Origin of the sequence: Olivibacter jilunii (genome assembly GCF_900607235.1) — a bacterium.
GTDB lineage: Bacteria > Bacteroidota > Bacteroidia > Sphingobacteriales > Sphingobacteriaceae > Olivibacter > Olivibacter oleidegradans.
On record NZ_LR027848.1, the window covers coordinates 1,410,626 to 1,436,659 of the forward strand.

Annotated in this window: 26 protein-coding genes; 11 read left to right on the forward strand and 15 right to left on the reverse strand. The window is 40.4% G+C overall.

All coding sequences use genetic code 11. The features are described 5' to 3' along the window. Position 1: 1 nt before the first annotated feature. The 6 genes from E0E36_RS05860 to ruvX form a co-directional block, all read right to left on the reverse strand. Positions 2–988: a DUF3078 domain-containing protein gene (locus E0E36_RS05860; protein ID WP_130855112.1), complete on the reverse strand. Its 987-nt coding sequence runs from the start codon at positions 986–988 to the stop codon at positions 2–4. 223 nt (positions 989–1,211) lie between these two features. Next, positions 1,212–1,988 carry a hypothetical protein gene (locus E0E36_RS05865; protein ID WP_013664074.1) on the reverse strand — a complete coding sequence of 259 codons (777 nt, stop codon included), beginning with the start codon at positions 1,986–1,988 and terminating at the stop codon, positions 1,212–1,214. Between the two features lie 80 nt (positions 1,989–2,068). Continuing rightward, complete coding sequence (locus E0E36_RS05870) at positions 2,069–2,860, reverse strand: glucosaminidase domain-containing protein (RefSeq protein ID WP_242627134.1); 792 nt, start codon at positions 2,858–2,860, stop codon at positions 2,069–2,071. Between the two features lie 115 nt (positions 2,861–2,975). Beyond that, positions 2,976–3,659 (reverse strand): glucosaminidase domain-containing protein, encoded by a 684-nt coding sequence (locus E0E36_RS05875; RefSeq protein WP_130855114.1) that lies wholly within the window; start codon positions 3,657–3,659, stop codon positions 2,976–2,978. A gap of 3 nt (positions 3,660–3,662) precedes the next feature. Then, the gene (locus E0E36_RS05880) at positions 3,663–4,298 is read right to left on the reverse strand and encodes an O-methyltransferase (RefSeq protein ID WP_130855115.1); all 636 of its coding nucleotides are present in this window, start codon (positions 4,296–4,298) and stop codon (positions 3,663–3,665) included. 148 nt (positions 4,299–4,446) lie between these two features. After that, entirely contained in the window at positions 4,447–4,860 is a 414-nt protein-coding gene (gene ruvX / locus E0E36_RS05885) for a Holliday junction resolvase RuvX (RefSeq protein ID WP_130855116.1), read from the reverse strand. A gap of 102 nt (positions 4,861–4,962) precedes the next feature. On the opposite strand from ruvX, the gene E0E36_RS05890 reads away from it, so the two are divergent. Genes E0E36_RS05890 through E0E36_RS05905 form a run of 4 tightly spaced genes read left to right on the forward strand, consistent with a single transcriptional unit; the run spans position 4,963 to position 9,436 of the window. Continuing rightward, a complete protein-coding gene (locus E0E36_RS05890; RefSeq protein ID WP_130855117.1) occupies positions 4,963–6,078 on the forward strand; it encodes a DNA polymerase III subunit in 1,116 nt (371 codons plus the stop codon). Positions 6,079–6,115: 37 nt separating this feature from the next. Then, positions 6,116–7,495 (forward strand): PSP1 domain-containing protein, encoded by a 1,380-nt coding sequence (locus E0E36_RS05895; protein WP_130855118.1) that lies wholly within the window; start codon positions 6,116–6,118, stop codon positions 7,493–7,495. Continuing rightward, positions 7,479–7,967, forward strand: coding sequence for a gliding motility lipoprotein GldH (locus E0E36_RS05900; protein ID WP_130855119.1), 489 nt, complete (start codon positions 7,479–7,481; stop codon positions 7,965–7,967). Before E0E36_RS05895 ends, E0E36_RS05900 begins: the two co-directional genes overlap by 17 nt. Before the next feature lie 47 nt (positions 7,968–8,014). Then, complete coding sequence (locus E0E36_RS05905; protein WP_041387925.1) at positions 8,015–9,436, forward strand: L,D-transpeptidase family protein; 1,422 nt, start codon at positions 8,015–8,017, stop codon at positions 9,434–9,436. On the opposite strand, the gene E0E36_RS05910 is transcribed toward E0E36_RS05905, so the two are convergent. Further along, positions 9,428–10,267: a murein L,D-transpeptidase catalytic domain family protein gene (locus E0E36_RS05910; RefSeq protein ID WP_049794946.1), complete on the reverse strand. Its 840-nt coding sequence runs from the start codon at positions 10,265–10,267 to the stop codon at positions 9,428–9,430. The two genes, E0E36_RS05905 and E0E36_RS05910, sit on opposite strands and share 9 nt — an antisense overlap. Positions 10,268–10,544: 277 nt before the next feature. Here E0E36_RS05910 and E0E36_RS05915 point away from each other — a divergent pair, with 277 nt between their 5' ends. From E0E36_RS05915 to E0E36_RS05935, 5 genes are all read left to right on the forward strand, one after another. After that, positions 10,545–11,327 (forward strand): enoyl-CoA hydratase/isomerase family protein, encoded by a 783-nt coding sequence (locus E0E36_RS05915; protein WP_130855120.1) that lies wholly within the window; start codon positions 10,545–10,547, stop codon positions 11,325–11,327. A 142-nt stretch (positions 11,328–11,469) separates the two neighbouring features. Beyond that, on the forward strand, positions 11,470–12,513 hold the full coding sequence (locus E0E36_RS05920; protein ID WP_013664062.1) for an AI-2E family transporter: 1,044 nt from the start codon (positions 11,470–11,472) through the stop codon (positions 12,511–12,513). Positions 12,514–12,618: 105 nt separating this feature from the next. Beyond that, complete coding sequence (locus tag E0E36_RS05925) at positions 12,619–12,888, forward strand: YtxH domain-containing protein (RefSeq protein WP_013664061.1); 270 nt, start codon at positions 12,619–12,621, stop codon at positions 12,886–12,888. A gap of 6 nt (positions 12,889–12,894) precedes the next feature. Next, positions 12,895–13,323 carry a phage holin family protein gene (locus E0E36_RS05930; protein ID WP_013664060.1) on the forward strand — a complete coding sequence of 143 codons (429 nt, stop codon included), beginning with the start codon at positions 12,895–12,897 and terminating at the stop codon, positions 13,321–13,323. Beyond that, on the forward strand, positions 13,304–13,792 hold the full coding sequence (locus tag E0E36_RS05935) for a hypothetical protein (RefSeq protein ID WP_013664059.1): 489 nt from the start codon (positions 13,304–13,306) through the stop codon (positions 13,790–13,792). Before E0E36_RS05930 ends, E0E36_RS05935 begins: the two co-directional genes overlap by 20 nt. A gap of 116 nt (positions 13,793–13,908) precedes the next feature. Here the strand turns inward: E0E36_RS05935 and groL are convergent, their stop codons facing one another. From groL to miaB, 7 genes are all read right to left on the reverse strand, one after another. Next, positions 13,909–15,546 (reverse strand): chaperonin GroEL, encoded by a 1,638-nt coding sequence (groL, locus tag E0E36_RS05940; protein WP_013664058.1) that lies wholly within the window; start codon positions 15,544–15,546, stop codon positions 13,909–13,911. A gap of 103 nt (positions 15,547–15,649) precedes the next feature. Beyond that, positions 15,650–15,925 (reverse strand): co-chaperone GroES, encoded by a 276-nt coding sequence (gene groES, locus E0E36_RS05945; protein WP_013664057.1) that lies wholly within the window; start codon positions 15,923–15,925, stop codon positions 15,650–15,652. A 231-nt stretch (positions 15,926–16,156) separates the two neighbouring features. Further along, positions 16,157–16,522 (reverse strand): preprotein translocase subunit SecG, encoded by a 366-nt coding sequence (gene secG, locus E0E36_RS05950; protein ID WP_013664056.1) that lies wholly within the window; start codon positions 16,520–16,522, stop codon positions 16,157–16,159. Positions 16,523–16,534: 12 nt separating this feature from the next. Further along, positions 16,535–17,536 carry a hypothetical protein gene (locus tag E0E36_RS05955; protein ID WP_130855121.1) on the reverse strand — a complete coding sequence of 334 codons (1,002 nt, stop codon included), beginning with the start codon at positions 17,534–17,536 and terminating at the stop codon, positions 16,535–16,537. Positions 17,537–17,553: 17 nt separating this feature from the next. Further along, positions 17,554–18,057: an LptE family protein gene (locus E0E36_RS05960; protein ID WP_013664054.1), complete on the reverse strand. Its 504-nt coding sequence runs from the start codon at positions 18,055–18,057 to the stop codon at positions 17,554–17,556. A gap of 28 nt (positions 18,058–18,085) precedes the next feature. After that, entirely contained in the window at positions 18,086–19,324 is a 1,239-nt protein-coding gene (locus E0E36_RS05965; protein WP_013664053.1) for a sigma-54 interaction domain-containing protein, read from the reverse strand. Between the two features lie 70 nt (positions 19,325–19,394). Continuing rightward, positions 19,395–20,825 (reverse strand): tRNA (N6-isopentenyl adenosine(37)-C2)-methylthiotransferase MiaB, encoded by a 1,431-nt coding sequence (gene miaB, locus E0E36_RS05970; RefSeq protein WP_130855122.1) that lies wholly within the window; start codon positions 20,823–20,825, stop codon positions 19,395–19,397. Between the two features lie 309 nt (positions 20,826–21,134). Here miaB and E0E36_RS05975 point away from each other — a divergent pair, with 309 nt between their 5' ends. Further along, a complete protein-coding gene (locus E0E36_RS05975) occupies positions 21,135–22,793 on the forward strand; it encodes a hypothetical protein (protein ID WP_130855123.1) in 1,659 nt (552 codons plus the stop codon). Positions 22,794–22,865: 72 nt separating this feature from the next. Continuing rightward, the gene (locus E0E36_RS05980) at positions 22,866–24,659 is read left to right on the forward strand and encodes a hypothetical protein (protein WP_130855124.1); all 1,794 of its coding nucleotides are present in this window, start codon (positions 22,866–22,868) and stop codon (positions 24,657–24,659) included. A 44-nt stretch (positions 24,660–24,703) separates the two neighbouring features. Here E0E36_RS05980 and E0E36_RS05985 read toward each other — a convergent pair whose 3' ends face one another. Continuing rightward, positions 24,704–25,768, reverse strand: a complete 1,065-nt coding sequence (locus tag E0E36_RS05985) for a branched-chain amino acid aminotransferase (protein ID WP_041387921.1) — start codon at positions 25,766–25,768, stop codon at positions 24,704–24,706. Positions 25,769–26,034: the final 266 nt, after the last annotated feature.

Below are 26,034 nucleotides of genomic sequence, written 5' to 3' on the forward strand. Positions count from 1 at the left end.
GTTATCTCGGAAATTTATAATTCAAACCAATACCTATACTTTGAGAGCGTTGCAGTTCCTCTATTTGATTAGGATCATACAATAAGGTCGCATTGAACAACAGGCTTATTACCCTCGAGACGCGTACCCCTAAGATGGCGTCTAGGCGATGCCTTGAAGTGCTAAGCTCTTCAAAATTAGCTAAAAATTCGTAGGTGGTTTTTAAATGCAACCATTTTGTTAAATCTCGATCAGTACCAGCTAATAGTTGAAAGCTCACATCATTCTTGAATTTTCCAGGGATTTCTACACCGAAACGAGTAGTATCTTCTTCCCTTACCGATTGAACTCGGTCATCTAAAATAAAGGTCATACGGGTCGCTGGACCAAAACGGATAGAACTAAACTGATCCGGTTTATATTCAAGACCGACTGCGGGTGTAAGATAACCTGGAGCCATGAAATTGGATATCTTTCTGGATTTGGTGTCTACACCATCAATGTTCGTATACTGCCAACCTGCATCAAATTGTGTTTCAAAGGTCAAGGCTGCAAATAATGCCCATTTCTGAGAAAATTTAATGGAGTACTTGTTATCCCACCAGATGCGGTCTTGATTCTTACGCGCAAGTTGATTTTCATTCTTAATCTTTCCATACCTTAAGTCTAATTCAGATACAAAGTTTTTACCTTCTTTGGTGTAATCCCATTTCGTATTAAAAAGGGCACCTAAAGAGATAGAGTTTACACCACCACTGTTCCAGCTATCACTAAAGGAAGCTTGGTTCGCGTTTATGGCGAAATTTGTCCAATTCCGCCAATAGTTAACCTTTAAATCTAAACTAGGGTTCTGTACTTCTACATCATGAATGCCCATTTGGGGAGTTCTAACGGGTAGGCTGTTTTTTGGCGGGGCCTGGCGAAGATCATTGAGATCATAATTTTGCGCGTTAGCGAAGAAAAATGCGCCCGTGAGAATAAATGCAACAAGTAAATGTCGTACGTTCATCAGAATAGTTTTATTGTTAACGCTGGTTTGCCTTTGCCGAATACTTACGCTCAGCTGACTCCAATCCAAACCACAAACTTAGATAAAATGATCTTATATGCCAAGCACATAATTACCGAAACTGTACGATGAGGCTCTCTTCGGTCGTATAATTTCCGACCCAAACTAATGCCCGTATCGTCGGAAGCATTTTATCTGCTTTTCTTAAGCAATAATAATGCCTCTAATTGGAATCCAATCGTTCGATCTTTACCTCTTCTTTGTTAGGCTGCACTCTGGGTAATGGCTGTAGTCGATATGCACTGGGGTTTTTACGGTACATATTATAGGAGCTCTGTATATACTTGCCCAGCTCATAATCATTGGCTTGCATAATAAAGTGGTATGATGGCCGATATTGATGCATAAAGTCTTCTAAAGCTACGCCTGTTAGATTAGTCAAGCGCTTTACCATGGCTTGCGTAAATCGGGCGTCGATCATATTGTTTTCGTATTCACGTTGGATAAGCTCCTGTAAAAAACGTGCATTTTTGCCCTGTCGACTCAATAAAGAGTACAGCGCATCAATACTTAAGCCTGCTCCGGTAGGTCCGGTCGATAATAAACTGCCCGGATTTCCCTTTCGATAAGCCGAACTGTATTCCCGTTTACGATCTTCAAGTATTTCCGCAGGTGAACGCTTCGCAATAATACTTACTTCATCTAGCCAGATAGTCGATCGTTGTAAGTTAAAAACAATGACGGGATCTTTCTTTACGATTAACGTATCGGCATGGTAGCCTTTAACAATGGCAATCAGGGTGTCGCCCGGACTCGCTTTAATTGCAAATTCTCCGCGCTTATCATTATACTTCATCTCGTCGTTCGCTGTATTGTAGATATAGACGCGTGCAATCCGTTGTTTGGTATAACTGTCAAATACAATACCTTCCCGCTCTTGTGCCGAAGCAAAGAAGATGGAAGCTAATAGTAAAACGATTATGGTTGCAAGAATTTTCAAGTTAACAAAGATAGGGAATGGCCTATGTCATTGAAAAACATTTTGCACTTTTTAACACGACTAACAGGAATTTGTTGATTTTATTTCGAAACGAGGAGCAATTGTCCAACAACGAGATCATCGCTATCCAAGCTGTTAAGATTTTTTAGTTCGTCGGTGGTAAGCCCGTAACGTTTACTGATACTGTAAATTGTATCGCCTTGTCGCACCTCATGTATTTTCATTTCTACCGGTGGTTTGGCTTCGGCTTTTTCAGGTTCTTTCGGACTGTTATCAGCAATTTCAACTAATACCCGTTCTTCCCTGTTTATTTTCTCCGGTGCTTTTTCTCCACGATCGTATTCATATAATCCATAACGTTCAATCAAATCGATCAATAATTCTGCATAGCGAGGATTGGTGGCATAACCGGCCTTTTTCAGCCCTTTAGCCCACCCGGTATAGTCGTCTTTGTCAAGCTCAAATAAAGGAGCGTAGCGTTTTCGTAAGAGGAATTCAGAATGATCTCGAAAAGAGTCTTCCGGTGAACGATACACGCGGAAACAGTCATTGATAGCGTCATCATCCTTAAAAAACGATTCACCTTTCCAATCGGGGGTACATTTGATACCAAAGTGATTGTTGGCTTCTCTAGCCAATGTACTATTTCCGTTAGCCGACTCTAAAAGGCCTTGTGCCAACGTGATGCTGGCGGGTATCCCGTAAGTGTTCATCTCTTGAATAGCAATCGTTTTATAACGACTGATATAATCTTGTGCAGAAGCGCTTATCGCGGCAGGCTTGTTACTCGGCCGATGCGGATGATTATGCCGCCGTCCCTCGTTGTTGCTTCCGTACGATCCCTGTTGTCGAGTTTTGGAACTCTGTAGCACTTTTTGCTTTGGTAGGCAAGATGTTAGGCTCAAGGAAATACAAAAAAAAAGAATGAGGTATACGAACGATGGTAAAGCGATATGCTGCAGCTGCTTGTTCATTTTGCGATCTACGTTAAATTTTTAAATGTTGACCAATTCTTAGCCGGTCACTCCGAAGTTGATTTTTGGTTTTAATACGGCTAACGGAGGTTTTGTATCGTTTGGCAATTGCTCCCAACGTATCGCCTTTTTTTACCGTATAGCGTAGATTGATTTCGGAAGCAGTGGATTTCTCTTCGAAAGGGGCATCCTGCGGTTCTATATAATCCGCTGGTCTATTGTCAAATAAAAAAAGTTGATGTTTCTTTATAATGGCAACAATGTGGGCTGCCCAGGCCTTGCTACCTGCGTAACCACCGCGCATGATGCCATAGGCCCAAGAATGATAATCATACGCACTGTATCGATCAAAAAGCGACCGAAATTGCTTACGGGTTTTGAGGTAATTAATGAAATCATCGTAAGAAGCCTTAACGCTATCATAGCCCTTGTAAGACGATCGGATTTTTTTGCTGTTATTGGCACCACGAATGCCGAAATGATTATTGAGATGGATTGCAACCTTACTACTACCATTCGCGCTTTCATGCATAGCTACCGCTAGAATAATACTGGCCGGAACACCGAATTTCTCCATCGCGTCGATGGCCCACTCTTTGTGAGCCTCTATATAGGCATGCGCGCCCCCTTGCGCATAGCTGGTTTGCGACAAGAAAAAAAGGAAAAACAAGAATATGGGAAACCGAAGGGTTTTCATTTACTATAATTTTCTGATAAGGAATATACCATCACGGATTGGTAAAATCAATTTCTGTACCCGTTTGTCTTGTGCGATGGTTTTGTTGAGTTCAATGATTTGCTCGGTTTGTTTATCCGGTGATGCGTCTGTAATTTTTCCCTTCCAAAGTACATTGTCGATCATAATCAGCCCGCCTGTTCTCACTTTGTCAAGCACGAGTTCAAAATAATTAAGGTTATTCTTTTTATCAGCATCGATGAAGACTAGGTCGAAGGTTTCCTCAAGTGTCGGTATAATCTGCAGGGCTTCGCCAATATGGTAACGTATTTTGGCACCGTAAGGTGAAGCATCGAAATACCCCTGAACTCGTTCAGCCAACTCTTCGTTGATATCAATGGTATGCAAGATCCCATCAGAAACAAGCCCCTCTGCTAAACAAAGACTCGCATAACCTGTGAAGGTGCCAATCTCTAAAATTCTTTTCGGAGCTAAGAGGTGACTTATTAAACTCAAAAAACGCCCCTGGAAATGTCCGGAAAGCATATGAGGCTGAGTTTCCTTTAAATAGGTCTCCCGATTAATTGCTTTCAAAAGGGGAGGCTCATCATCACAGGTACTCGTTAAATAGGCATTGAGCAAGTTATCCATTATCTCCATGAAGCAAACTTATATAAAATGCTCGGTATTTTCGAATACCACAATATAAATTATAGCTATACAAAGATCCTTTCGAGAAGCGCTTTTAATCTGCTATTGTGCTAGTATTAAGAGAACGTTTTTTTGAAAACATAATAATGGTCTGTTATTAAGACTGAATCGTCTTAAGATAATCTTGCAAGATAATGACAGCAGAAACGGCATCCACTAAGCCTTTTTCTTGTCTTTTTGATCGTCTTAGTCCGCTTTGTGCAATACTGGCCGAGGCCATTTTTGAGGTGAATCGCTCGTCCATGGTAACGATTGGCATTTGAGGAAAGGACTTTTTCAGTAAATTAATAAAACCTTTTACATGTACGGCCGATTGAGAATCAGATCCATCCAGTTGCTTGGGCATACCTACGACAAAAGATTCCACCTGTTCCTGGGATACATATTTTTTCAGGTATTCAATAACATCTTTTGGATGAATGGTGGTTAAAGCGGTCGCGATAATTTGTAAAGGATCTGTCACTGCGACACCTATTCGCTTTGTGCCATAATCAAAAGCCATTATCCGCATAAATTCTTATTTTTGAACATCTGTTCGCAAAGATACGGAAAGCTAATCTATTTTAGGCTTAAGAAGGCCAAGAGCGAGTAGTACAAGCCCATAAAGGAAAATATGCAGTTTAAAGATATAATAGGACAGGAAAAAGTAAAAGCGCACTTGATCAATACGGTAAAGGAAAATAGAGTAAGCCACGCGCAACTTTTTCTTGGTCCCGAAGGAAGCGGAAGTTTACCACTTGCTGTCGCCTACGCGCAATACATTAATTGTGAAAACAAGCAAGAGAACGATAGCTGCGGTAGTTGCAGTTCGTGTAGAAAATATGCGAAGATTATTCATCCCGATCTGCACTTTTCCTACCCCTTTTTTGCGTCGCATAAAGAGGACACGGCCAGTACTTTCATTGATCAATGGCGAAACAGTTTCCTGAGAAATCCCTACCTCAATCTGGAAACCTGGCGAAGTAGCCTGGATGCAGGAAATAAACAGGCGAATATCAACATTGCTGAATGCCATCACATTATCCAAAAATTAAGTCTCAAAGCTTTTGAAGCTCCCTATAAGGTGCTTATTATGTGGTTGCCCGAATTTTTGGATAAAGAAGGGAATACCTTACTTAAGTTGATTGAGGAGCCGCCTGAAAAAACGCTATTCTTGCTGGTAACGCAAAATCAGGATCAATTACTGAACACCATTATATCCCGAACTCAATTAGTAAAAGTAAATGCACTTGATAAAGTTAGTCTGGCGGAGTTTTTGGTTCGTGAAAAGGGTGTGTCACATGAGAAGGCTTTGCAGCTGGCTTATATTAGCGAGGGTAATGTGCAGCAAGCGCTGTCCCTTTTGTCCGATGATCCGGGTGGGGGATATTTTCAGCTTTTTGTACAATGGTTGCGCTTCTGTTTTGGCGCACGTGTACTCGATCTTTTGCAACTGGTTGAAGAAGATTTGTCCAAGCTTGGACGTGAAAATCAAAAAAGTTTCTTACTTTACGCTATTCAAATGATGCGTGATGTAGTGTTATTTAAAGAGGGTGCAAAAACGCTCGTACACCTACCGGAGGCGGAAATGTCTTTTGTTGAAAAGTTTAGCCCGCTTTATGAAACGGCTAAATTGGAAGCTTGTGTCAGCATATTTGAAAAAACAAGTTATTACGTAGAACGCAATGCAAACCCTAAAATCTTATTTTTAGATGTATCTTTGCAATTAGTTTTATTATTTAAACACTAAACGCTCCCGTGATAAACGGGACTCAATATATAGAAATATGGGATGTGATAATTGTTCATCCGGAGGAGGTTGTGCCCCTGCAGGTTGCCAGAGCAACGGTTCATGCATGACGAATGGATGCAATAAATTGGATGTGTACGATTGGCTAAGCCATATGGATATGCCAACAAATTATATACCGTTTAACATTGTAGAAGTAAGATTTAAAGGATCTCGAAAAGACTTTTATATCAATCAGGATAATCTTTATCTGGAAATGGGCGAACCTGTTGCAGTAGAAACGGCAACAGGCGGTTACGATATTGGCTTTGTCTCACTCACCGGTGAACTGGTTCGCTTGCAACTTAAAAAGAACAAGGTTGACCCTAATAGCGTTGAACGCAAGATATTTCGTAAGGCAACCAGTAATGATATGGATAAATATCAGGCGGCTAAAGACTTAGAATGGGAAACTATGCATCGTGCGCGAAAATTGGCTCTTGATTTAGGGTTGTCCATGAAGTTAAGTGATGTAGACTATCAAGGAGATAAGACAAAAGCTACTTTTTACTATACAGCTGAGGGCCGGGTCGACTTTAGAGAACTCATTAAAAAGATGGCGGAAGCTTTTCGTATTCGTATTGAGATGCGCCAAATTGGTATGCGGCAAGAAGCAAGTCGTTTGGGAGGCATCGGGTCTTGCGGAAGAGAACTTTGCTGTTCCACTTGGTTGACCGATTTTAAAACGGTCTCCACCGCTGCTGCACGATATCAGAATTTATCGCTGAATACGCTGAAATTAGCCGGCCAGTGCGGAAAGCTCAAATGTTGTCTCAACTATGAATTGGATACCTATATGGACGCCTTAAAAGATATTCCTAACGATATTGACCGCTTGGAAACAAAAAGAGGTACCGCACGTTTGCAGAAAACGGATATCTTTAGGAGACTAATGTGGTTTTCCTTTCCGGAAGATGAAAACTGGATTCCCCTCGAAATAGACCAGGTGCGTATCATAGCTGAAGGAAATAAAGAGGGCATCAAACCAGATGATCTGGTGGAGATTAAGGAAGAGGTAGCCATTGTTAAACCGGTAACTTACGACTATGAAAATGTAGTAGGACAGGATAGCTTAACTCGTTTAGATGACAAAAGCAAAAAGAAGAAACGTCCGTCCAAGAAAAGAAATAAAAACAAACAACCAGCCTCCGATAGACAGACAGATGCCGGACAGACACTAAATTCCGGACAGAAACTGCAACAGAAAACAGCCACTTCTCCAAAAAAAGAAGGCAAGGTTTCAGCGGATCATGCGGGAGGGGATAAGGGAGCGGTTAAGGACGCGGCAAACGCGCAAAAAACAAAAAACAGTCGCAGACGATACAGAGGTAAACGAACAAATAAGGAGGGAGGGGCATCAAATGGTGAAAAACCCTAAAATTCGTAACCTTATTTGCTTGGTGGCTATGATGAGCTGTATGCTTTCGTGTAATCATGGCGCATTGGTCGACGAGTTTAGACCCGTACCCAACCAGGCATGGAATTATGCCTTTACACCAGAGTTTAAAGTTGAAGTAAAAAATAATACGATACCCTATCGATTGAAAGTGAATGTACGCTTGACGTCGGAGTACCGATACGCAAATCTATTTGTTTTGGTACATCAAAGAAGTGCAAAACATAAACCGAGCAGCAAACGGATCGAGCTGCAGGTGGCCGATAAAGACGGCCGTTGGCTGGGCAAAGGTATCGGAAGCTTGTATAGTTATCAGATTGCTTACAATACCAACTATCATTTTCCCGATACAGGGACTTACTATTTTAAAATTGAGCAAAACATGCGAGATAGTCCTTTAAAAGGAGTTAGCGACGTGGGAATTTGTGTGCTTCCCGAAAGTGTTGCAAAATAATCGGCATGATTTATGTCTTAATAAAGACAAAAAGCCAGAATTTGTCTATGCACAAAACTTTACCTCAACAGCTTTTCTATATCTTATTTTTTGTATTACTGGCAGCTTGCAGACAATCGGGCTCGCCTATCGGAGATCTGTTATTTAAGCAAACCAAAAATAAAGTTTATAAAGAAGTAAACACCGATTCGTTACATACTTACTTTAAAAACTATTTGGAGACAAACACAAATCTATTTAAGAATCCAAAGTATTTAACCCGCTTTTATACAAACGCAAATTTTGAGCCGGTACTAATTACCAAGTTTTACGCGGATTCTTCACTTTTTCGTTTGATAGATTTTCTAAAGCGTGTCGAAGAACATGGCCTTTCAACCCGATCGTATAAAGCAGATACCCTATACGATGCACTTGTTCAGCTGTCGGGTCGAAAGGATATGAAGGTCGATGAGGCCTATGCATGTATTGTTCGTGCGGAGCTGCTCGCGGCGGAGGCGCTTACTCGATATGCTTTTGCATTGGAATATGGGATGACGAATCCAAGGAAAGTATTACCTCGTTATTATATTCCTGTAAGCAGACCCGATAGCGTGTCCTTTGACCGGGTTCTGAGCGTTGAAAATTTAAAGCATTACCTAGATAGTATACAGCCTAAAAGTGGTGCTTACAGAGCGATGCAAAAAGCTTTGATTAATGAGAACCATGGAGCAAAAAAGATAGCGTTGATCGCAAATATGGAACGTTTGCGATGGAAGTACAAAATGGACAGCACCCATTTGATATATGTGAATATTCCAGCTTATCAATTATATATTATCCGTGACCGAAGCACAAAGGGTCAAATGAAGGTGGTTGTAGGAAAGGCAGACGGGCACGAAACCCCGATGCTGGCAAGTAAAATTCATAGTGTACAAGTGAATCCGATTTGGAATATACCAACAAGTATTGCAAAGAAGGAGATATTAGTACAGGCGAAGGCCGACAAATATTATCTGGCCAATCATGGAATGGATGTGTATAGAAGGGGCGTAAAAATCGCAAATCCGGATACGATCGACTGGAGCGTATATAATGAAGAAAACCTGCCTTATAGCTTTAAGCAACAACCTGGGAACACTAATTCACTCGGACTTATTAAGTTTCTGTTTAAAAATGGAAGCAGCGTCTATCTGCACGATACACCGGCAAAGGCAGTGTTCAGTAGATCAATGCGTGCTGCCAGTCATGGATGCGTAAGGGTAGAAAAGCCGCTGGATCTGGCACGTGCTTTATTTGGCGAAGGCGAAAAATACGACCTCATCAAGGAAGAGATGTCTAGTGAGGAACCTGTAGCCAAAACAATTGGACTTAAGCCACAAGTTCCCGTGGTATTAGACTATGTTACTTGTAAAATGGATAGTTCTTCCACTTTAAAGTTTTATCCGGACGTATATAAACTAGACTCCCTATTGTACCGATCGCTAAAGTAGGTTGCCTGCTTCGGCTAACGACATTGAATCGGGTATTTCTGATTTGGATTCATCCATGTTGGCCGCCATTAAGCTTTGTGTTGCCGTCTGCTCATTTAGATAGGCGGACTGGTATTTTGCTGATTTACCGTATATATAAAGAACCGATTTGTTTTTGATCAGATCAATGATTTTATCTTTTAAAGGTTCGGATACGGCTGGACAGCCTTGGCTTACTCCCATTCGGTCTTGGCCTTTCAATATATTGGCTCCTACATACCAAGCGCCATGGAGCACAATGCCCCGCGCTCGCGCGTTTGTATTAAATCCACGATCTAAGCCGTCCAATTTTAACGACCGACCATGCTTTCCTTGATACGTTTCTCCCGTTAAATAAAATCCTAAACTACTCTGATTCGAATTTGGTCGATCGGAAAACAACCTAGCCTCTTGAATACCGCTCCCGCGGCCATGCGCGACAAAGGTATTTAACAATAGACTATCCCGCTCCAAGTCAATAATCCACAAACGAGGCTTACTACTGTGTATGCTGAGATCTGCGATGGTCAAAATGGGTGAATCGGTCTTTCCTTGTTCTCTTAAATTCAAATAGCCAATATATGCTTGCCTGAATACGACGCTATCTAATGTAGGTGCAAGCTTTTGCACATGCTCGTAAACAGATTCAAACGTGTTAGATAAGAGCGAACCGCGATTGGTCTTCTTTTTTTTGTTAAAAACCTTATGGTTTATAGGTCTGGGTGAATGGATGGATCGCCAACTGGTATTAATAACGATTGCTAAAAATAAAAAAATAATACTGGGCACTAAAATGCTCTTTCTCAACTTCATATACTCTCCACTTTTCTCTTTTCCATTTAGAGTCAAAAGACGTTTTTTTGAAAACGACAATTGCCCCGAATTTATTGTGTGACAAAAATACAATAAATATCTTAAAACTCATTCATTGTAAGAAATATTTTAACTATTCTGACAATTTAATAACAGGATACTAAGAAAAATGTCAAAACAGAAGTTTTATATATAAAACGAAGCGAGAAGGCTTTATATTTATCAGAATTTAAAAACATTCGCTCGTTTGATTGTTAGGAACTAAACTGAAATTCATATGACATATCAATATTTGTTAACGACGATTGAGGGAGAGATTTTGAAAATAACCATCAATCGTGAACAGAAGCTTAATGCATTGAATAGAGATACGCTGCGAGAATTAAACCAGGCAATTACAACAGGTTTGCAGGATAAAAACGTAACCGGTATAGTTATTACCGGGGCCGGAGAAAAAGCTTTTGTGGCAGGGGCCGATATCAGCGAATTTGCCGGCTTTGACGAATCGCAGGGTCGAGATCTGGCAACTAAGGGGCAATTGGAGGTTTTTAACTTAATTCATCATGCAGAAAAGCCCATTGTAGCGGCTATCAATGGGTTCGCATTGGGTGGTGGGCTTGAGATTGCAATGGCCTGCCATATACGCATTGCTAGTCATACCGCACGTTTGGGCTTGCCTGAGGTTTCTCTTGGGCTAATCCCGGGATATGGGGGAACGCAGCGTTTAACCCAGTTAGTAGGCAGGGGAAATGCGATGGAGCTGATACTAACCGGAAATATGATTAATGCTGAAAAGGCTTTGCAGATTGGTTTAGTTAACCATGTGGTACCGGCTGACGAAGTAATTAGCAAGTCGGAAGAGATCATTAATGACATAGCAAAGCGATCACCACGTGCCGTAGCCGCAGCCATTCGAGCAATTAATGCCTCCCTAGTAGCTGGCGAGCAAGGGTTTAATGTTGAAATTAATGAATTTGCTAAATGCTTCGCAACCGCTGACTTTCAGGAGGGCGTAGCTGCATTTCTTGAAAGACGACAACCCCAATTTCCTAAAGAATAATGAGATATCAAGTATTTGCATAACTGCTTTTACTTTTTATAACCATAAATGAGCTCACCTGATTACCCAGGTCAGTTTTTACCATCCCTACGGGAGGCAAGTTTTTTAATTTTTAATTTTTAATTTTGAATTTAAAAAAAGCATGTCTTTAGCTTTGTTCGATCAGAAACAGCGGAATAATATCACTTTAGTGATTATCGTTGTGCTAGGTGCATTTATTCTATATTCTTTACGAGGCATTTTCGGTGCCTTGCTGGCAACTATGATTATGTACACCATCTTCAGATCGCTAAATCTGTACTTAACAGAGCAACTGAAATGGCGGAAATCAATTTCAGCGGTATTGATCATCATTGCTTCTTTTTTTATTATTGTATTCCCTTTTTATGGCCTCATTAACATGATTGCCAAACGAGTAATAGAGCTCACCAAACATCCTGATAAAATCCAACGGGTAATCGATGAGATTAACCGCTTTTTAGGAGATAAGTTACAACAGCCGGATTTGATAACGAATAACCTGCAACGAGGGGTGGCTTATGCGGGAAATCTGATGACTTCTATTTTAAGTGGTGCCGCCAATATTTTGCTCGACATCTCGGTCATGTATTTTCTACTATATTTTCTGTTTGTAGGCTGTAGGGAGTTTGAGAAAGGTGTATTGCGTTATTCCCCATTCTCGGATGAGAACGCAATACGCTTCGGTGTGGAATTAAGAAATATTACCTATTCGAATGTGCTAGGTCAAGGTCTGATTGCCGTAATACAGGGAGGTGCCGTCGCCTTTGGATATTGGATGTTTGATTTCGCTGATCCTCTATTTTGGGGAGTGATTTGCGTTATCCTGTCTTTTATTCCAGTGGTAGGTGCTCCCATGGTTTTTATTCCTGCTTGTATCATAAAATTTATAGACGGCGATACATTCAATGCAATCGCCATGCTGCTATGGGGCATCCTTTTAGTGTCGAATATCGATAATGTACTTCGCTTGGTAATTGCAAAGCGTGTGGGCGATATCCATCCCATTATTACCATTGTAGGGGTTATTATAGGAATTCCCATGTTCGGCATTATGGGGCTTGTTTTCGGGCCATTGCTGCTTTCTTATTTCTTGATCACTGTGAAAATTTATGAAACAAACAAGTTGGCTGAAATGCGCTTAAGGAAAAAAAATAATGACAATTAGTATTGTTGGCAAACTGTTTGCTTGTTATTTTGTATATATATAAGGTCGCTTCAGGTAGCCTTTAAAAACTATTAGTTGATAATTAACATTAATTTTTTAAAAGTCATGAATGATAATGGTAAAATAGTAGCTGCTTTGCTAGCAGGCTTGGCTGCGGGTGCAGCGTTAGGAATCTTATTCGCACCTGAAAAAGGCTCTGATACTAGAGATAAACTAAGCGACTCCTTAAAAGATTTGGGCGACGCAATTAAAGAGCGCACAGCAGAACAGGTGGAGCAGTTTAATGATTTGAAAGAACGTTTAGTGTCTACAATCAAGTCAAAAGTGAATAAAGGCGAGGCGAGCGTGGAAGAAGCATTGGAAGAACATGCGTGAATATAAATGAAATCCATTATAGATGTTGATAGCATCTATAATGGAAAAATATTATCTATGGAAGAAAAAGATACATTTTCAATTAAAGGTGTTGTCCAGAAGCTAAAAGAATATGTAGAAAACTATACTGACTTAGCTTATCTAAAATTTGTTGGACGCATTTCCAAAATACTTCCCGGAATTGCTGTTAGTGGTATAAGCCTCTTATTTGCTTTTTTTGTGGTATTCTATCTAAGTATGGCGCTCGCTTTTTTTATTGGGGAGCTTTTAGATAGCTACGCATTGGGCTTTGCCGTCACCGGATTGGTGTTCATCTTACTCATATTGCTTGTAGCAGCATTTAGACAAACGATCAAAAAGATGATCGCCAATGTTTTTATAAAAATTTTTATTAGTCTACGTAAAGACGATGACGATGAAGAACAAAATAACTAATATAGAAGAGCTACAAGCTGAAATTGCACGATTGAAGACAGTAAAGATGGAACAGGAAGCCTATTTGGAGCATCAGTTTGGGATCCTGAAGAATAAAATCAATAAGCCCGTTCATTTTTTTCAAAACATGTTTGCCTTTCTTCCCAATACGGCGAGCTTGTTTAGCAACATTGGTACAAAAGGGGGAGCTTTTCAAGGCGATTGGCTGACAAAGAGCTTGCGGGTAGGGTTACCTTTCCTTGTTAATCGCGTCTTTTTTAGAAAAGCAGGTTATGTCAAACGTATTTTAATGGGGTTGCTCTCAAGCCAAGCTGCTGGGTTCTTTAATAAAGAACGCCTCGCTCAAGGGGTCGATGCCATTACGTCGTGGATAAGAAAGTCTACAAAGAAAAGCCATACTGCAAAATCCGGAAAAAATAGGCGAAGTGATTATAACTTCGGTATCCCGCCCGATAGTGAAACGTATTAGCTAACTGCCGAAGCAGTAACTTGGAAAGTGCTGATGCTAACAACTTAATAACATATTTCCCATAAAAAAAGCCATGATATTTATACCATGGCTTTTTTTTATGGGAATGATTTATATTACATCATGCCGCCCATGCCACCACCCATTGGAGGAGCACCGGCACCAGCTTTCTCATCTTCTGGCTCATCTGCTAATACACATTCGGTCGTTAAGAGCATCGAAGCGATTGAAGCTGCGTTTTCCAAGGCAACACGTGAAACCTTCGTAGGATCAATTACACCTGCGCTAATTAGATTTTCATATCTGTCAAAGCGAGCGTTGTAACCGAAATCACCGCTACCTTCTTTTACTTTCTGTACAACAATAGAACCTTCTACGCCAGCATTGTTACAGATTGTACGCAACGGCTCTTCGATAGCACGTTTAATAATGTTGATACCTGTGGTCTCATCTTCACTTTCTCCCTTAAGATTTTCAAGAGACTCAATAGCGCGGATAAAGGCTACACCGCCACCTGCAACAATACCTTCTTCAACAGCTGCGCGTGTTGCGTGAAGAGCATCATCTACACGGTCTTTCTTCTCTTTCATTTCTACTTCTGTAGCAGCACCAACATAAAGTACAGCCACACCGCCTGCTAATTTCGCTAAACGCTCTTGCAGTTTTTCACGGTCATAGTCAGATGTAGTCGTCTCGATTTGCGCTTTGATTTGGTTAACGCGACCTTTAATGGTTTCTACCTCACCTGAACCGTTGATAATAGTAGTGTTGTCTTTGTCAACAACAACTTTTTCAGCTTGTCCTAAGTAAGAAAGGTCTGCATTTTCTAGTTTGTAACCTCTTTCTTCCGAGATTACGGTACCACCTGTTAAGATCGCGATGTCCTCAAGCATAGCCTTACGACGGTCGCCAAAGCCAGGAGCTTTAACGGCAGCAACTTTCAATGAACCACGAATTTTATTAACTACCAATGTAGCTAATGCTTCGCCATCCAAATCTTCAGCGATAATCAATAGCGGCTTGCCTGTCTGTACTTGCTTTTCCAGAATCGGAAGCAACTCTTTCATATTGCTGATTTTTTTGTCATAAATCAATATGTAAGGATTCTCAAGCTCGGCCTCCATCTTTTCCGTGTTGGTAGCAAAATAAGGCGACAAATAACCGCGGTCAAATTGCATACCCTCTACGGTTTTTACTTCTGTCTCAGTACCTTTCGCTTCTTCTACAGTAATAACACCGTCTTTTCCAACTTTTTCCATCGCTTCTGCAATCAATTCACCAATGACTTCGTCATTGTTTGCAGAGATAGTAGCAACTTGTTTAATTTTACTATTGTCTTCTCCTACTGTTTGCGATTGTGCTTTTAAATTTTCAACAATAGTAGCAACAGCCTTGTCGATACCGCGTTTCAAATCCATTGGATTAGCACCGGCTGCAACGTTCTTAATACCTGCAGTCACAATGGCTTGTGCTAAAACTGTAGCCGTTGTTGTTCCGTCCCCTGCTTGGTCAGCGGTTTTAGAAGCTACTTCTTTCACCATCTGTGCACCCATGTTCTCTAGCGCATCTTTTAAATCGATTTCTTTCGCTACAGTAACACCATCTTTAGTAATGGCAGGCGAACCAAATTTTTTCTCAATAATTACATTGCGTCCTTTTGGACCTAATGTTACTTTGACAGCATTTGCTAAGATGTCAACACCTTTTTTTAAGGCATCACGCGCTTCTACGTTATATTTTACCTGTTTTGACATAGTTTTTAAAGTTTAAAATTGCGTACATCGATCTTCTCTAGTTAATTATACGCGCTTTTAATGGTTAATGTTCGTTTTAATCTATTCTAAAAAGCTATACTGACTAGATTATAGCATAGATGTCGGATTCGCGCATAATTAAATACTCTTTTCCTTCGTAGGTTATTTCTGTTCCGGCATACTTACCGTACAGCACTTGGTCGCCCACTTTAACAGTAATAGGCTCATCTTTTTTTCCCTCGCCAACAGCAACAACGGTTCCGCGTTGCGGTTTTTCCTTGGCGGTGTCAGGAATGTAGATACCTGATGCAGTTTTCTCTTCAGCAGCAGCAGCTTCTACTACTACTCTGTCTCCAATCGGTTTGATACTTAATGCCATAATTGTACTAGATATTATTGTTTTTAATATTAGATTAACGTTTCCGGGAAATTTTAAGTCATGAACTGTGCCAAAATCAAAAAGACGATTTTTGTTGTCATTTTTTCATTTCGAAGGCTCGTGATAATAGAAATTTATTTTCAACTTGTCAGCTTGGCTGAATATTTGGCAGAAAAAAGGGCAGTGCAGAATGTGCAATGCCCTTTTGTTTTTTTACGGGTTTTAATATAATTACTTGGTAGTGTCGACAGACGCTGGTTTCTGCCCTTGCGGAGTAGCCGGAGTCGTCGCCGGTTTCTGTAAAGGAGCAGTCGGTGTAGCCGTCGGTGTAATTTGTTTTTGCAGTTCTAATCCGGGATTAGAGCCAGTACCCGCGCCCGGGTTCGTAATATTCAACAATAGCGAAAATACCATAATCGCAATTACCAAAACCCATGTCCCTTTTTCCAAAATATCTCCTGTGCGTTGCACGCCCATGAGGTTGTTGGACCCGGCAAAACCTGAGGCTAAGCCACCTCCTTTCGGATTCTGGATTAAAACAATAAATACCAAAAGCACACAGGCTAAAATGGTTAATACGATAAGTAATGTATACATTTCTTTATGTGGTTAATTAATTCTACTTTCTAACGCTTTAATACGGTCGGCAAAATAAGCACTTTTTTTGGGATATTTCAAACTTAATTTCATGTAAGTATCGATTGCCTTATGATAAAGCCCCTGCTCTTCATAGATTTGAGCCAAGGTCTCCGAAACAAAGTTAGATTGATCTTCGGCACTTTGCCTAGCCTTATTCTCGAGTGTGATCTGACTGGCTTGGGGAGGTCGAATCTGCGGTTCTTCTTTAATAAAGCGTTCGATAATCTCATCGGTTTTTTTCGGAACCTTAAAAGTGATGGTTCTGCTTTCCTTAATACTTAGCTTTTCTTCAGGCTCCTGCAAATGAAAGATGTTTTCTCGGATCTGCTGATCTAACACCAAATCACTAATATCGTTTTGTAATTTTTTTAACGAAGGCTTTCGGTTTGTGGCATAAGGTTGATAAGTGTCCGCATAAGCTAAACGAGTTTTGTGAAGCCACCATACAAACGTGTACGGCATTAAATCGTCGTCATATTTCGAAACATCTTCTCTAGAGGCTTCTGTTTCTTCAGGAGAAGGGGGGGCTACACCTGTTGGTACTCTTTGGTCTTCTTCTGTATATATAACCTCAGGCTCGTCCGCAGATTCAGTGGTTTCATCAATTACATCTTCTTCTACAATGGCTGCTTCGGAAATAAACGCACTTTCCACGGCATGTTCCTTAAGGCGGTCTTGCCCCAAAACCTGATCGAGTTTTGCGACAGCATCGTCCTGACTTAACGTAAGGTCATTTAAAGGAGAATTGTAAATAAAGTTATAGAGCTGTTCCGGATCGCTTGCAAATAGCGCTGCCTTCTTAAAGATAGCTTGTTGATCACCCTTGTCCTGTGAACAGCGTTTAGCTTCTAAAAACCATAAGATATGACTGTAAGGATAGGCTTGCAGAAGTAATGCCAAATCTTCTTGCTTCATCTGGGTAGAATCTGCCAGTAATCCATTAAATTTATGTCTTAATGATTGTTGCTCCACTGTCGACGATTTTACGCTTACCAATTGGCAAAAGCGCGGTTAAAAATATCTTCGGTTAACTGTCTATTGATTGCTTCAATAAGCGTTTGCTCCTGCGCCTGCACTGTACCGGTGAAATCCTGATAGCGTGTAAAGCTCTGTTCAAAGCTGTTGTCCGGCTTGATGTTATCAACGTATTTTACACTCACCGTAATCGATAAACGATTGGCCTGCGCGCGATCTTGACCCCCAACCGCTGCCGAAGTAATGGCATAGCCGGTAATGCGTCCCTCAAAAATGGCATCGCCCTCGGAGGTCACTTGGCTTAATCGCGATTGGTTGCGAATACGCTCTTTTAATGCCTCGGTGAATTGCTGACTTAAATAAGGCACCACAATGGGAGCAGAATTTTCGAAAAATTGCACATTAAAGGTTTTCATTCCTTCGGGAATGGATGCCCCGTTAAGTTTATATACTCCACATGACTGGAGAAGCACTAAAAACGGGACCAATAAAAATGATAATCTAACAGCTCTAAGCATCTTTTTACTTTCTGGCAATCGGGAACTCTTAACTTAAATTCAAATCTTTGATTTTACGATACAGCGTACGCTCTGAAATTCCAAGTTCTTGAGCCGCTAATTTTCGCTTACCTTTATATTTTTTTAAAGCCCTTTTAATTAAATCGGATTCCTTTTCTACTAACGATAACGATTCTTCTATTTCTTCTGCATGGGGAGCGATTTCAAAATTCTCTTTATTTGCAGGGGGTTGATGGATCGTTAATGGTGAGAAGGTTTCATTGCTTGATGATGTATTTGGCTGCACTTCCCGATATAATTGGTTTAAGTACGGAGAATTGTCGGAAATAGTATTGGAATTGATGCCATTTTTTAATAGCTCAACAACTAATTTTTTTAATTCCACCATATCTTTCTTCATGTCAAACAAAACCTTATACAGCAAGTCTCTCTCTGAAAAATCTTCGTTGGCTTTGTTCTCTAACCGCATAGGTAAGGTGCTTGTCCGCTCGTTGGGTAAATAGCTTTGTAATATCTGTGCAGTAATCACTCGCTCCTTTTCAAGTACGGCGATCTGCTCCGCAATATTTTTTAATTGCCTTACATTACCCGGCCAATTGTAATTGCTTAACAATTGTTGGGCATCATCGGTAAGCTGAATACTCGGACTTCTATATTTGTCCGTAAAATCCGCAACAAACTTGCGAAAAAGTAAATGAATATCTTCCCTTCTGTCTCGTAACGGCGGGATCCGTAACGGAACAGTATTTAAGCGATAGTATAAGTCCTCTCTGAATTTGTTGGCCTTTACCGCATCATAAACATCTACATTGGTTGCGGCAATCACTCGCACATTGGTTTTCTGTACCTTCGACGAGCCTACCCGCAAGTACTCACCGGATTCAAGCACGCGTAATAAACGCGCTTGCGTACTTAAAGGGAGCTCGGCCACTTCATCTAAAAAGATGGTTCCACCGTTGACTACCTCAAAATAACCTTTCCTTGCTTCGTGAGCACCTGTGAAGGAACCCTTTTCATGTCCAAATAGTTCGGAATCAATCGTTCCTTCGGGGATAGCACCGCAGTTTACAGCAATAAAAGCACCGTGTTTTCGGCTACTTAATTGATGGATAATATGCGAAAATACTTCTTTACCACTGCCACTTTCCCCGGTGATTAAAATAGAGATGTCGGTTGGAGCCACCTGTCTAGCAACATCAATGGCTCTATTTAATAAAGGCGAATTGCCGATAATACCAAATCTATTCTTAATATCTTGTATATCCATTTGTTCTACTAATATTTTACGCCACACAGAATTGAATTGCCAATCCTACTGGATACATATAGATGCGTTATCAAACAATCTTACCGATTAAGGTTGCTGATGTGCATGTCTCTGCCATTACATTGACATAGTCGCCAACTTTATATCGGGCATCAACGGGAAAAACAACCATGGCATTTTGATCATTACGACCGCAATAGTCCTTGTCAGATCTTTTTGAAAAACCTTCTATCAAAACTTTGTGTATCTTTCCGACCTGTTGCTGTAACCTGAAAAGACTGTGTGCCCGTTGTTTCTCTACTACTTCTGTTAATCTTCTCTTCTTTATCTCTTCCGGAATGTCATCAGCGTAACGCTTGGCAGCCAGTGTTCCGGGACGTTCCGAATAGGCAAACATATAAGCATAATCGTATTGCACATAGTCCATCATGGAAAGTGTATCCTGATGTTCTTCTTCCGTTTCGCTGCAAAAACCGGTAATCACATCTGTCGATATCGCACAGTCAGGGATAATTCGTTTTATGGTGTCAATACGTTCTATGTACCATGCGCGATCATAAGTGCGGTTCATTAGTTCCAGTATCCGGCTATTGCCTGATTGAACGGGTAGATGTATATAGTTACAAATGTTCTCATGCCTAGCGATGCTATATAGCACTTCATCGGTAATATCTTTGGGATGCGAGGTGGAAAATCGTACGCGGAGTAAGGGGTCAACAGCTGCCACCATTTCCAGTAATTTTGCAAAAGTAATCGCCGTATGATTTGCAGCAGCATCGTCTTCTTGAGGCGACCATTTATAGGAGTCCACATTCTGTCCTAACAAAGTAACTTCCCGATAACCGGCTTTAAATAAGTCTCGCGCTTCCTTAACAATAGAATAGGGGTCACGGCTGCGTTCTCTCCCACGGGTAAAAGGTACTACACAGAAGGAACACATATTGTCGCAACCGCGCATGATCGATATAAACGCAGTAACGCCATTGGTATTTAATCGTACCGGATTGATATCAGCATAGGTTTCTTCGCGCGAGAGTAACACATTAACAGCCCGGCTACCATCATCTACTTTTTCGATTAAATTGGGTAAATCCCGATAGGCGTCCGGTCCAACAACTACATCAACTAGCTTTTCCTCCTCTAAGAATTTTGATTTTAAACGCTCGGCCATACATCCCAGTACACCTACAATCATTCCCGGCTTTTTTAGTTTAGCGGATTCAAATTCTTTTAGGCGGTTGCGCACGCGTTGTTCTGCGTTTTCGCGAATGGAACATGTATTGATAAAAACTACATCCGCTTCTTTATAATCGGGAGTAGTGCTGAAACCTTTATCCAGTAGTATAGAAGCAACGATTTCACTATCAGCAAAGTTCATTTGACAACCATAACTTTCAATATAAAGTTTGCGTCCATTTTGCTCTTTATTATCAGATAACATTACTGCTTCGCCTTGCCGCGATTCGTCGTGTTCTTTTAAACTCATTTCTGTCTCTATCATGGCCATGATTTAAGGCTACAAAACTACGAAATAATTTTGGTTTTAATGACACTTTGTCAGCTATTGTTGGAAAGGTGGTTATTCATAGCATTAACAGCGCCGCGGTATAGACGAATACTAAAATACGATCATCAGGCTACTTCTTGCTTGAATGAAGTGACATTACCAACCTTTGCGAACAATCTGTATAAATCGGTGTTAATCGAAAAGAAGATATTTAACTTAGATGTGTTTTTATTTTACTAGTAATATTAAACCTATTCGTCAAGGTAGCATTTATTTGCAATTAGGACGTGTTAATCATACTATATGCCAGAACCAATAAAAGGAAAAAGAAGGGGTACGAAAGGGTGGTTATGGGTAGGATTCGCCCTCCTTGTTTTTTTAATAAGCGCTTTAATTGCAGAGCAAATTATTGAAGATAAGCTGCCTAAACGTTTACAATCAGCCATAAGCAAAGAAAGTGAAGGGCTATATCAAATCCATTTCGGATATACTAAGGTAAACTTATGGAGAGGCCAGTTTATAGCTAAGAATATTCACTTAATACCGGATACGGCCAGGAATGGGAGATTGAAAAAAGGAGGACAGACAACTTTGTTTGAGCTAAAAGCAAAGTACATAAATGTTGCCGGATTTAAGCTATTGAAGCTCCTTTGGCATAAAGAGATCAATGCCTCCGATGTAATTGTAAGTCAGCCAATCATTATACAATACAAGATCTCATCTAAAACGGAAAAAAATGGAAAAAATATAAGACAGCAATTGCGGGCTATAAAAAATAAAATCGTTATAAAGAAAATTACCCTGTCAGGAATTCAATACCGCACCATCGATATGCAGTCGAAGAAGGAAACTTGGCTAAAAAATATTAATTTTCATGCAAGTAATATTAAACTAGGCCAGTGGGCTAAACAGCAGGATTCGACAAGGCTTGGACTTGTGGAGAGCTTTCGTTTTTATGGCAAGAAAGTAATCTACTTATCGAACGATGAGCTATATAAATTGCAACTAGCCCGTTTAGATATTTCTACTGAAAAAAATACGCTTGGTATTGATTCGTTTTCAGTTGTTCCTAAATACACGGAGAAGCAATGGTCAAAGACGCTAAAATATAAAAGAGATCGTTATGACATGTTTTTTCCGAAGATTGAGGCTAGTGGGCTAGATCTGAAACGGTGGCTGGACGAAGGATGTTTAAAAATGGATAGCCTTGTTGTTAATCAGGCAATTATCCGTGTGTATGCCGACAAAGGGATGCGGGAAAAAAAGACGACGGCGTCAAATAATTTTCCATCCCTTGCTTTTCAACGTTTAAAAGTACCGATTACAATTAACAATATCTATATCAAAAACACGGATGTTTATTACAAGGAACTAAACCCGAAATCCGGTAGAGCAGGATTGGTGTTCTTTAACAACTTAAATGCTCATTTGCAACATGTTAGCAACGATAGTCTGCAGCTTAAACAAAATCCCTGGATTAAAGGATCTTTCTCAACATTCTTTTTAGGAAAACCAAAACTCACATTGAATATAGATTTTAATATGCTTGATACACTTGGCGCATTTCACTATAAAGGGGTTTTGGACGGAGCACCGGCAAGCTTTTATAACCAATTGCTCGAGCCTATTACTTTAGCGAGAGCTGAAAAGGGTTATGTGAATTCCGTTCGATTCAATATAACGGCAAATCGTTATGGCGCTAATGTCGAAACGGAAATGTTATATAATGATTTGAAAGTCGCCGTACTGGATGCAAGTAGTGGCAAACTGGAGAAAAAAGGCTTTCTCTCCTTGTTTATAAACTGGTTAGCGATAGAAGCGAACAATCCTTCAAAGGATGGGAAGCCGCCTCGTATTGCGCGGCACTATTATAAACACCCGCAGGAAAAGACTTTTTTTAATTTAATGTGGAAAGCGCTCTATTCCGGATTAAAAGTTAATTTAGGCTTGCCGGAGATATGATAAGTGAGCGCAAACTTTTTGCCTATATTTAGGTTATGGATTGCATATTATACATTCGAAAGAAATAAATCTATGAAACCCGTTTGGAAGTGGGTGATCGGCATTTTGTTAACGCTGATACTCGTTGTTATCGCTGGTCTATGGTATCTGGGAAATCACTGGCGACCTATTTTAAATGAAAAGATACACGAGATCGTTTTGAGCTCGAGCGACAGCTTATACCAGGTCTCTTATGATGATCTTGACTTCAACATGGTAACAGGAAATGCTTATCTGTATAATTTTAAGCTCACGCCCGATACTAATGTATACAATGAATTGAAAGCGCAGCGAAAAGCCCCGGATAATATATACGATATTTCCGTAGCCCGGTTAGCTATTCGTGATTTTCACCCCAAACGAATTTACACAGAAAGGAAGCTCAATATTGATGAAATTATGATTGAAAACCCGGATATTAAGGTGGTCAATCAAACGCAGGCGTACAATGATAAGGTTCAGCCGAAGGATCAGCGTACCCTATATCAAAAGATTTCAAAAATACTAAATGAGTTAACCGTTGAACATATCGCGTTCGAAAACGTAAATATTGCCTATACCAATCGAAACGAAAAGAAGGAGAAGACGACGCGTTTGAAAAATGTAAATATCGACATCACCGATCTGCGCGTAGATTCCACCTCTCAGGAAGATAGCTTGCGCTTTTATAATGCTCGCTCGGTAGATTTTAAAATGAATGACTACCGCATTGCCACCGGTGATAGTTTATATTATATCGACTTAAAGGGAATTCAATTTACTTCCACTAATCGAACGATGGTATTAAGCGGTTTGCAAATGATGCCCCGTTATAGTAAAGTGGATTTCCATAAAAAAACGAAAATAGCGAAAGAGCGTTTTGAATTGCGATTTGATACCATCAGTATCAAGCACATTGACCTATTTAAATTTTTAAAACAACAGAGATTATATGCAGGCGAAGTTGTACTTGGAAAATCAAAAGTTGAAATCTACCAAAATACAGCCTATCCGAAGAAGAAAGCAAAAGAAAAAATCGGAAAATTCCCGCACCAGGAGTTAAGAAAACTGGCTTTTCCGATTAAAATAGACACACTCACGCTAAAAGAAGCGCTGGTTACTTATCAAGAATATAATCTGAAAAGCGGGCAAATTGGAACAGTAAGTTTTCACAATACACATGGCACTTTTTATAATATAACGAACGATTCGCTGGCGCTGATCCATAATCCCTATATGACCGCTGATATTCACTCGAAATTCATGAACAACGGTAAACTCCATATTAATTTCGGGTTTAATATGCTTGATAAGCTCGGGGCTTTTACTTATAAAGGTTCATTAACAGCAATGAATGCCAAAGCATTAAATCCGTTAACAAAACCGCTGGCAATGGTAGAGGTATCGTCGGGATATTTTGATCGACTCCATTTTAATGTAAAAGCGAATGAGTACAAAGCAGTGGGACGAGTCGACTTCTTTTATAGAAACTTGGCGGTACAGATAATAACCAAAGAGAGCGATGGGTCAAAATCTAAAAATGGAATGGTGTCAATCCTAACAAATAAATTTCTGATCAATGATAGTAATCCCGACGCGAACGAGAAATTCCACCCCGGGCCTATTAATTATAGGCGACCTTTAACCGCTTCCTTCTTTAATTTCCTATGGAAGAGCCTCTTTGAAGGGGTCAAGGCTAGCGTCGGAATTGATAAGAAGCGGGAGGCTAAATTAACAGCTACGGCAGAAGAGGCTGATAAGGCAGTTGGAAAGCTCAAAAAGTTCTTTAAAGGAATATTCCATAAAAAGGAAAAAAAAGAACAACAAGACAGTCTTAAACGTCAATGATTAGTCATCGGCTATCAGCTGATTCCGATAGCCGATGGTTAGCTTTATCCTACAATGAAGTTCCAACCGAAAGGATCTTCAACTTTACCGTAACGTAACTGGTTAAGATAGTCCAATACCTTGTTCGAAAACTCACGGGTGGCGGGGTCGCTGAGCTTATAAATCTTACCTTCATATCCTATCTCCGAGATTGGTGTCAAAGTAGCAGCAGTACCGGCAGCAAAAGCTTCACTTACCTTGCCTGTCTCTATGCCTTCGATTAATTCTTGGACACTTACATCCCGTGTTTCGGTTTTGATTCCCCAGCTCTTAGCTAGATCCATAATGCTGTGACGGGTAACGCCTTGTAAAACAGTTTCAGACCCTGGGGTTATAAGCGTATCTCCCAACATAAATACTAAATTGGCAGTGCCTGCTTCCTCAATGTATTTATGCTCCTTGGCATCTGTCCAAATTAGTTGATCGAAGCCCTCGTCCTGTGCTAACCGAGTAGGATAGAGCGAAAGGGCGTAGTTGCCGGCATTTTTGGAGAAGCCAACACCTCCCGCTGCAGCTCGGGTAAAATAGGTTTCTACTTTTACACGTAATGGCTTATTGTAGTAGGCGCCAACCGGCCCCGTAATAATCACAAATTTATAGGACTTTGAGGGATGAACACCTAAAGCCGGTTCTGTACCGAACATAAACGGGCGAATATAAAGGGACGCACCGGTAGTTGGTGGCACAAAACTGCGATCAATATCAATCAATTTCTTTAGCCCGTCCATAAAGATCTCTCGAGGGACTTCAGGCATTTCCAACCGGACGGCAGACTTATTAAAGCGGTCAAAATTTCTGTCCGGACGAAAAATGCTAACACGACCGTCTTCAAATTTATACGCCTTAATGCCTTCAAAAATAGCCTGCCCGTAGTGAAGGGCTGAAGTGGCAGGGCTCAGACTAAGGTTAGCATAAGGGACAATCTTGACCTCTTTCCATTCACCATCATCGTAATCCGCCACTAACATATGGTCAGATAAAATTTGTCCAAACTTTAGGTTGTTAAAATCAACCTTTGCTAATTGTGAGTCTTTCGTTAACTCAACTTTAATTTCATAAGAATGTGCCACGGTAAAAATATATAAGTTGTATGCCGTGCAATTTAGGAAAAAAAAGGAAAAGAAGGCAAATACTTGTAGCATGTTGTGGGGCGATCGCGTTAAAAAAGACCGTTTATTCTTTCAGAAGGGTTTTGCAAAGGCATCTCTGTAACATGTTAGCTAAAATTTAGCGATTAAAACATTCCCTCTTCCGTTCCCTAATTTTAATGTTACTTTTGTAAAGAAGGGGGTGCCTTTTGTTTTAGGTTACAAGCAATGGAAATACTTTGTTAAAC

Excerpts from the sequence above, each read along its gene's own strand:
- E0E36_RS05975 (WP_130855123.1), top strand. The coding sequence starts at position 21,135 with ATGCCAGAACCAATAAAAGGAAAAAGAAGGGGTACGAAAGGGTGGTTA.
- E0E36_RS05880 (WP_130855115.1), bottom strand. The coding sequence starts at position 4,298 with ATGGAGATAATGGATAACTTGCTCAATGCCTATTTAACGAGTACCTGT.
- E0E36_RS05910 (WP_049794946.1), bottom strand. The coding sequence starts at position 10,267 with ATGAAGTTGAGAAAGAGCATTTTAGTGCCCAGTATTATTTTTTTATTT.
- E0E36_RS05935 (WP_013664059.1), top strand. The coding sequence starts at position 13,304 with ATGAAGAACAAAATAACTAATATAGAAGAGCTACAAGCTGAAATTGCA.
- E0E36_RS05890 (WP_130855117.1), top strand. The coding sequence starts at position 4,963 with ATGCAGTTTAAAGATATAATAGGACAGGAAAAAGTAAAAGCGCACTTG.
- E0E36_RS05915 (WP_130855120.1), top strand. The coding sequence starts at position 10,545 with ATGACATATCAATATTTGTTAACGACGATTGAGGGAGAGATTTTGAAA.
- E0E36_RS05860 (WP_130855112.1), bottom strand. The coding sequence starts at position 988 with ATGAACGTACGACATTTACTTGTTGCATTTATTCTCACGGGCGCATTT.
- E0E36_RS05905 (WP_041387925.1), top strand. The coding sequence starts at position 8,015 with ATGCACAAAACTTTACCTCAACAGCTTTTCTATATCTTATTTTTTGTA.
- ruvX (WP_130855116.1), bottom strand. The coding sequence starts at position 4,860 with ATGCGGATAATGGCTTTTGATTATGGCACAAAGCGAATAGGTGTCGCA.
- E0E36_RS05960 (WP_013664054.1), bottom strand. The coding sequence starts at position 18,057 with ATGCTTAGAGCTGTTAGATTATCATTTTTATTGGTCCCGTTTTTAGTG.
- E0E36_RS05920 (WP_013664062.1), top strand. The coding sequence starts at position 11,470 with ATGTCTTTAGCTTTGTTCGATCAGAAACAGCGGAATAATATCACTTTA.
- groES (WP_013664057.1), bottom strand. The coding sequence starts at position 15,925 with ATGGCATTAAGTATCAAACCGATTGGAGACAGAGTAGTAGTAGAAGCT.
- E0E36_RS05900 (WP_130855119.1), top strand. The coding sequence starts at position 7,479 with ATGGTGAAAAACCCTAAAATTCGTAACCTTATTTGCTTGGTGGCTATG.
- E0E36_RS05980 (WP_130855124.1), top strand. The coding sequence starts at position 22,866 with ATGAAACCCGTTTGGAAGTGGGTGATCGGCATTTTGTTAACGCTGATA.
- E0E36_RS05930 (WP_013664060.1), top strand. The coding sequence starts at position 12,895 with ATGAAATCCATTATAGATGTTGATAGCATCTATAATGGAAAAATATTA.
- secG (WP_013664056.1), bottom strand. The coding sequence starts at position 16,522 with ATGTATACATTACTTATCGTATTAACCATTTTAGCCTGTGTGCTTTTG.
- E0E36_RS05895 (WP_130855118.1), top strand. The coding sequence starts at position 6,116 with ATGGGATGTGATAATTGTTCATCCGGAGGAGGTTGTGCCCCTGCAGGT.
- miaB (WP_130855122.1), bottom strand. The coding sequence starts at position 20,825 with ATGATAGAGACAGAAATGAGTTTAAAAGAACACGACGAATCGCGGCAA.
- E0E36_RS05875 (WP_130855114.1), bottom strand. The coding sequence starts at position 3,659 with ATGAAAACCCTTCGGTTTCCCATATTCTTGTTTTTCCTTTTTTTCTTG.
- E0E36_RS05965 (WP_013664053.1), bottom strand. The coding sequence starts at position 19,324 with ATGGATATACAAGATATTAAGAATAGATTTGGTATTATCGGCAATTCG.
- groL (WP_013664058.1), bottom strand. The coding sequence starts at position 15,546 with ATGTCAAAACAGGTAAAATATAACGTAGAAGCGCGTGATGCCTTAAAA.
- E0E36_RS05925 (WP_013664061.1), top strand. The coding sequence starts at position 12,619 with ATGAATGATAATGGTAAAATAGTAGCTGCTTTGCTAGCAGGCTTGGCT.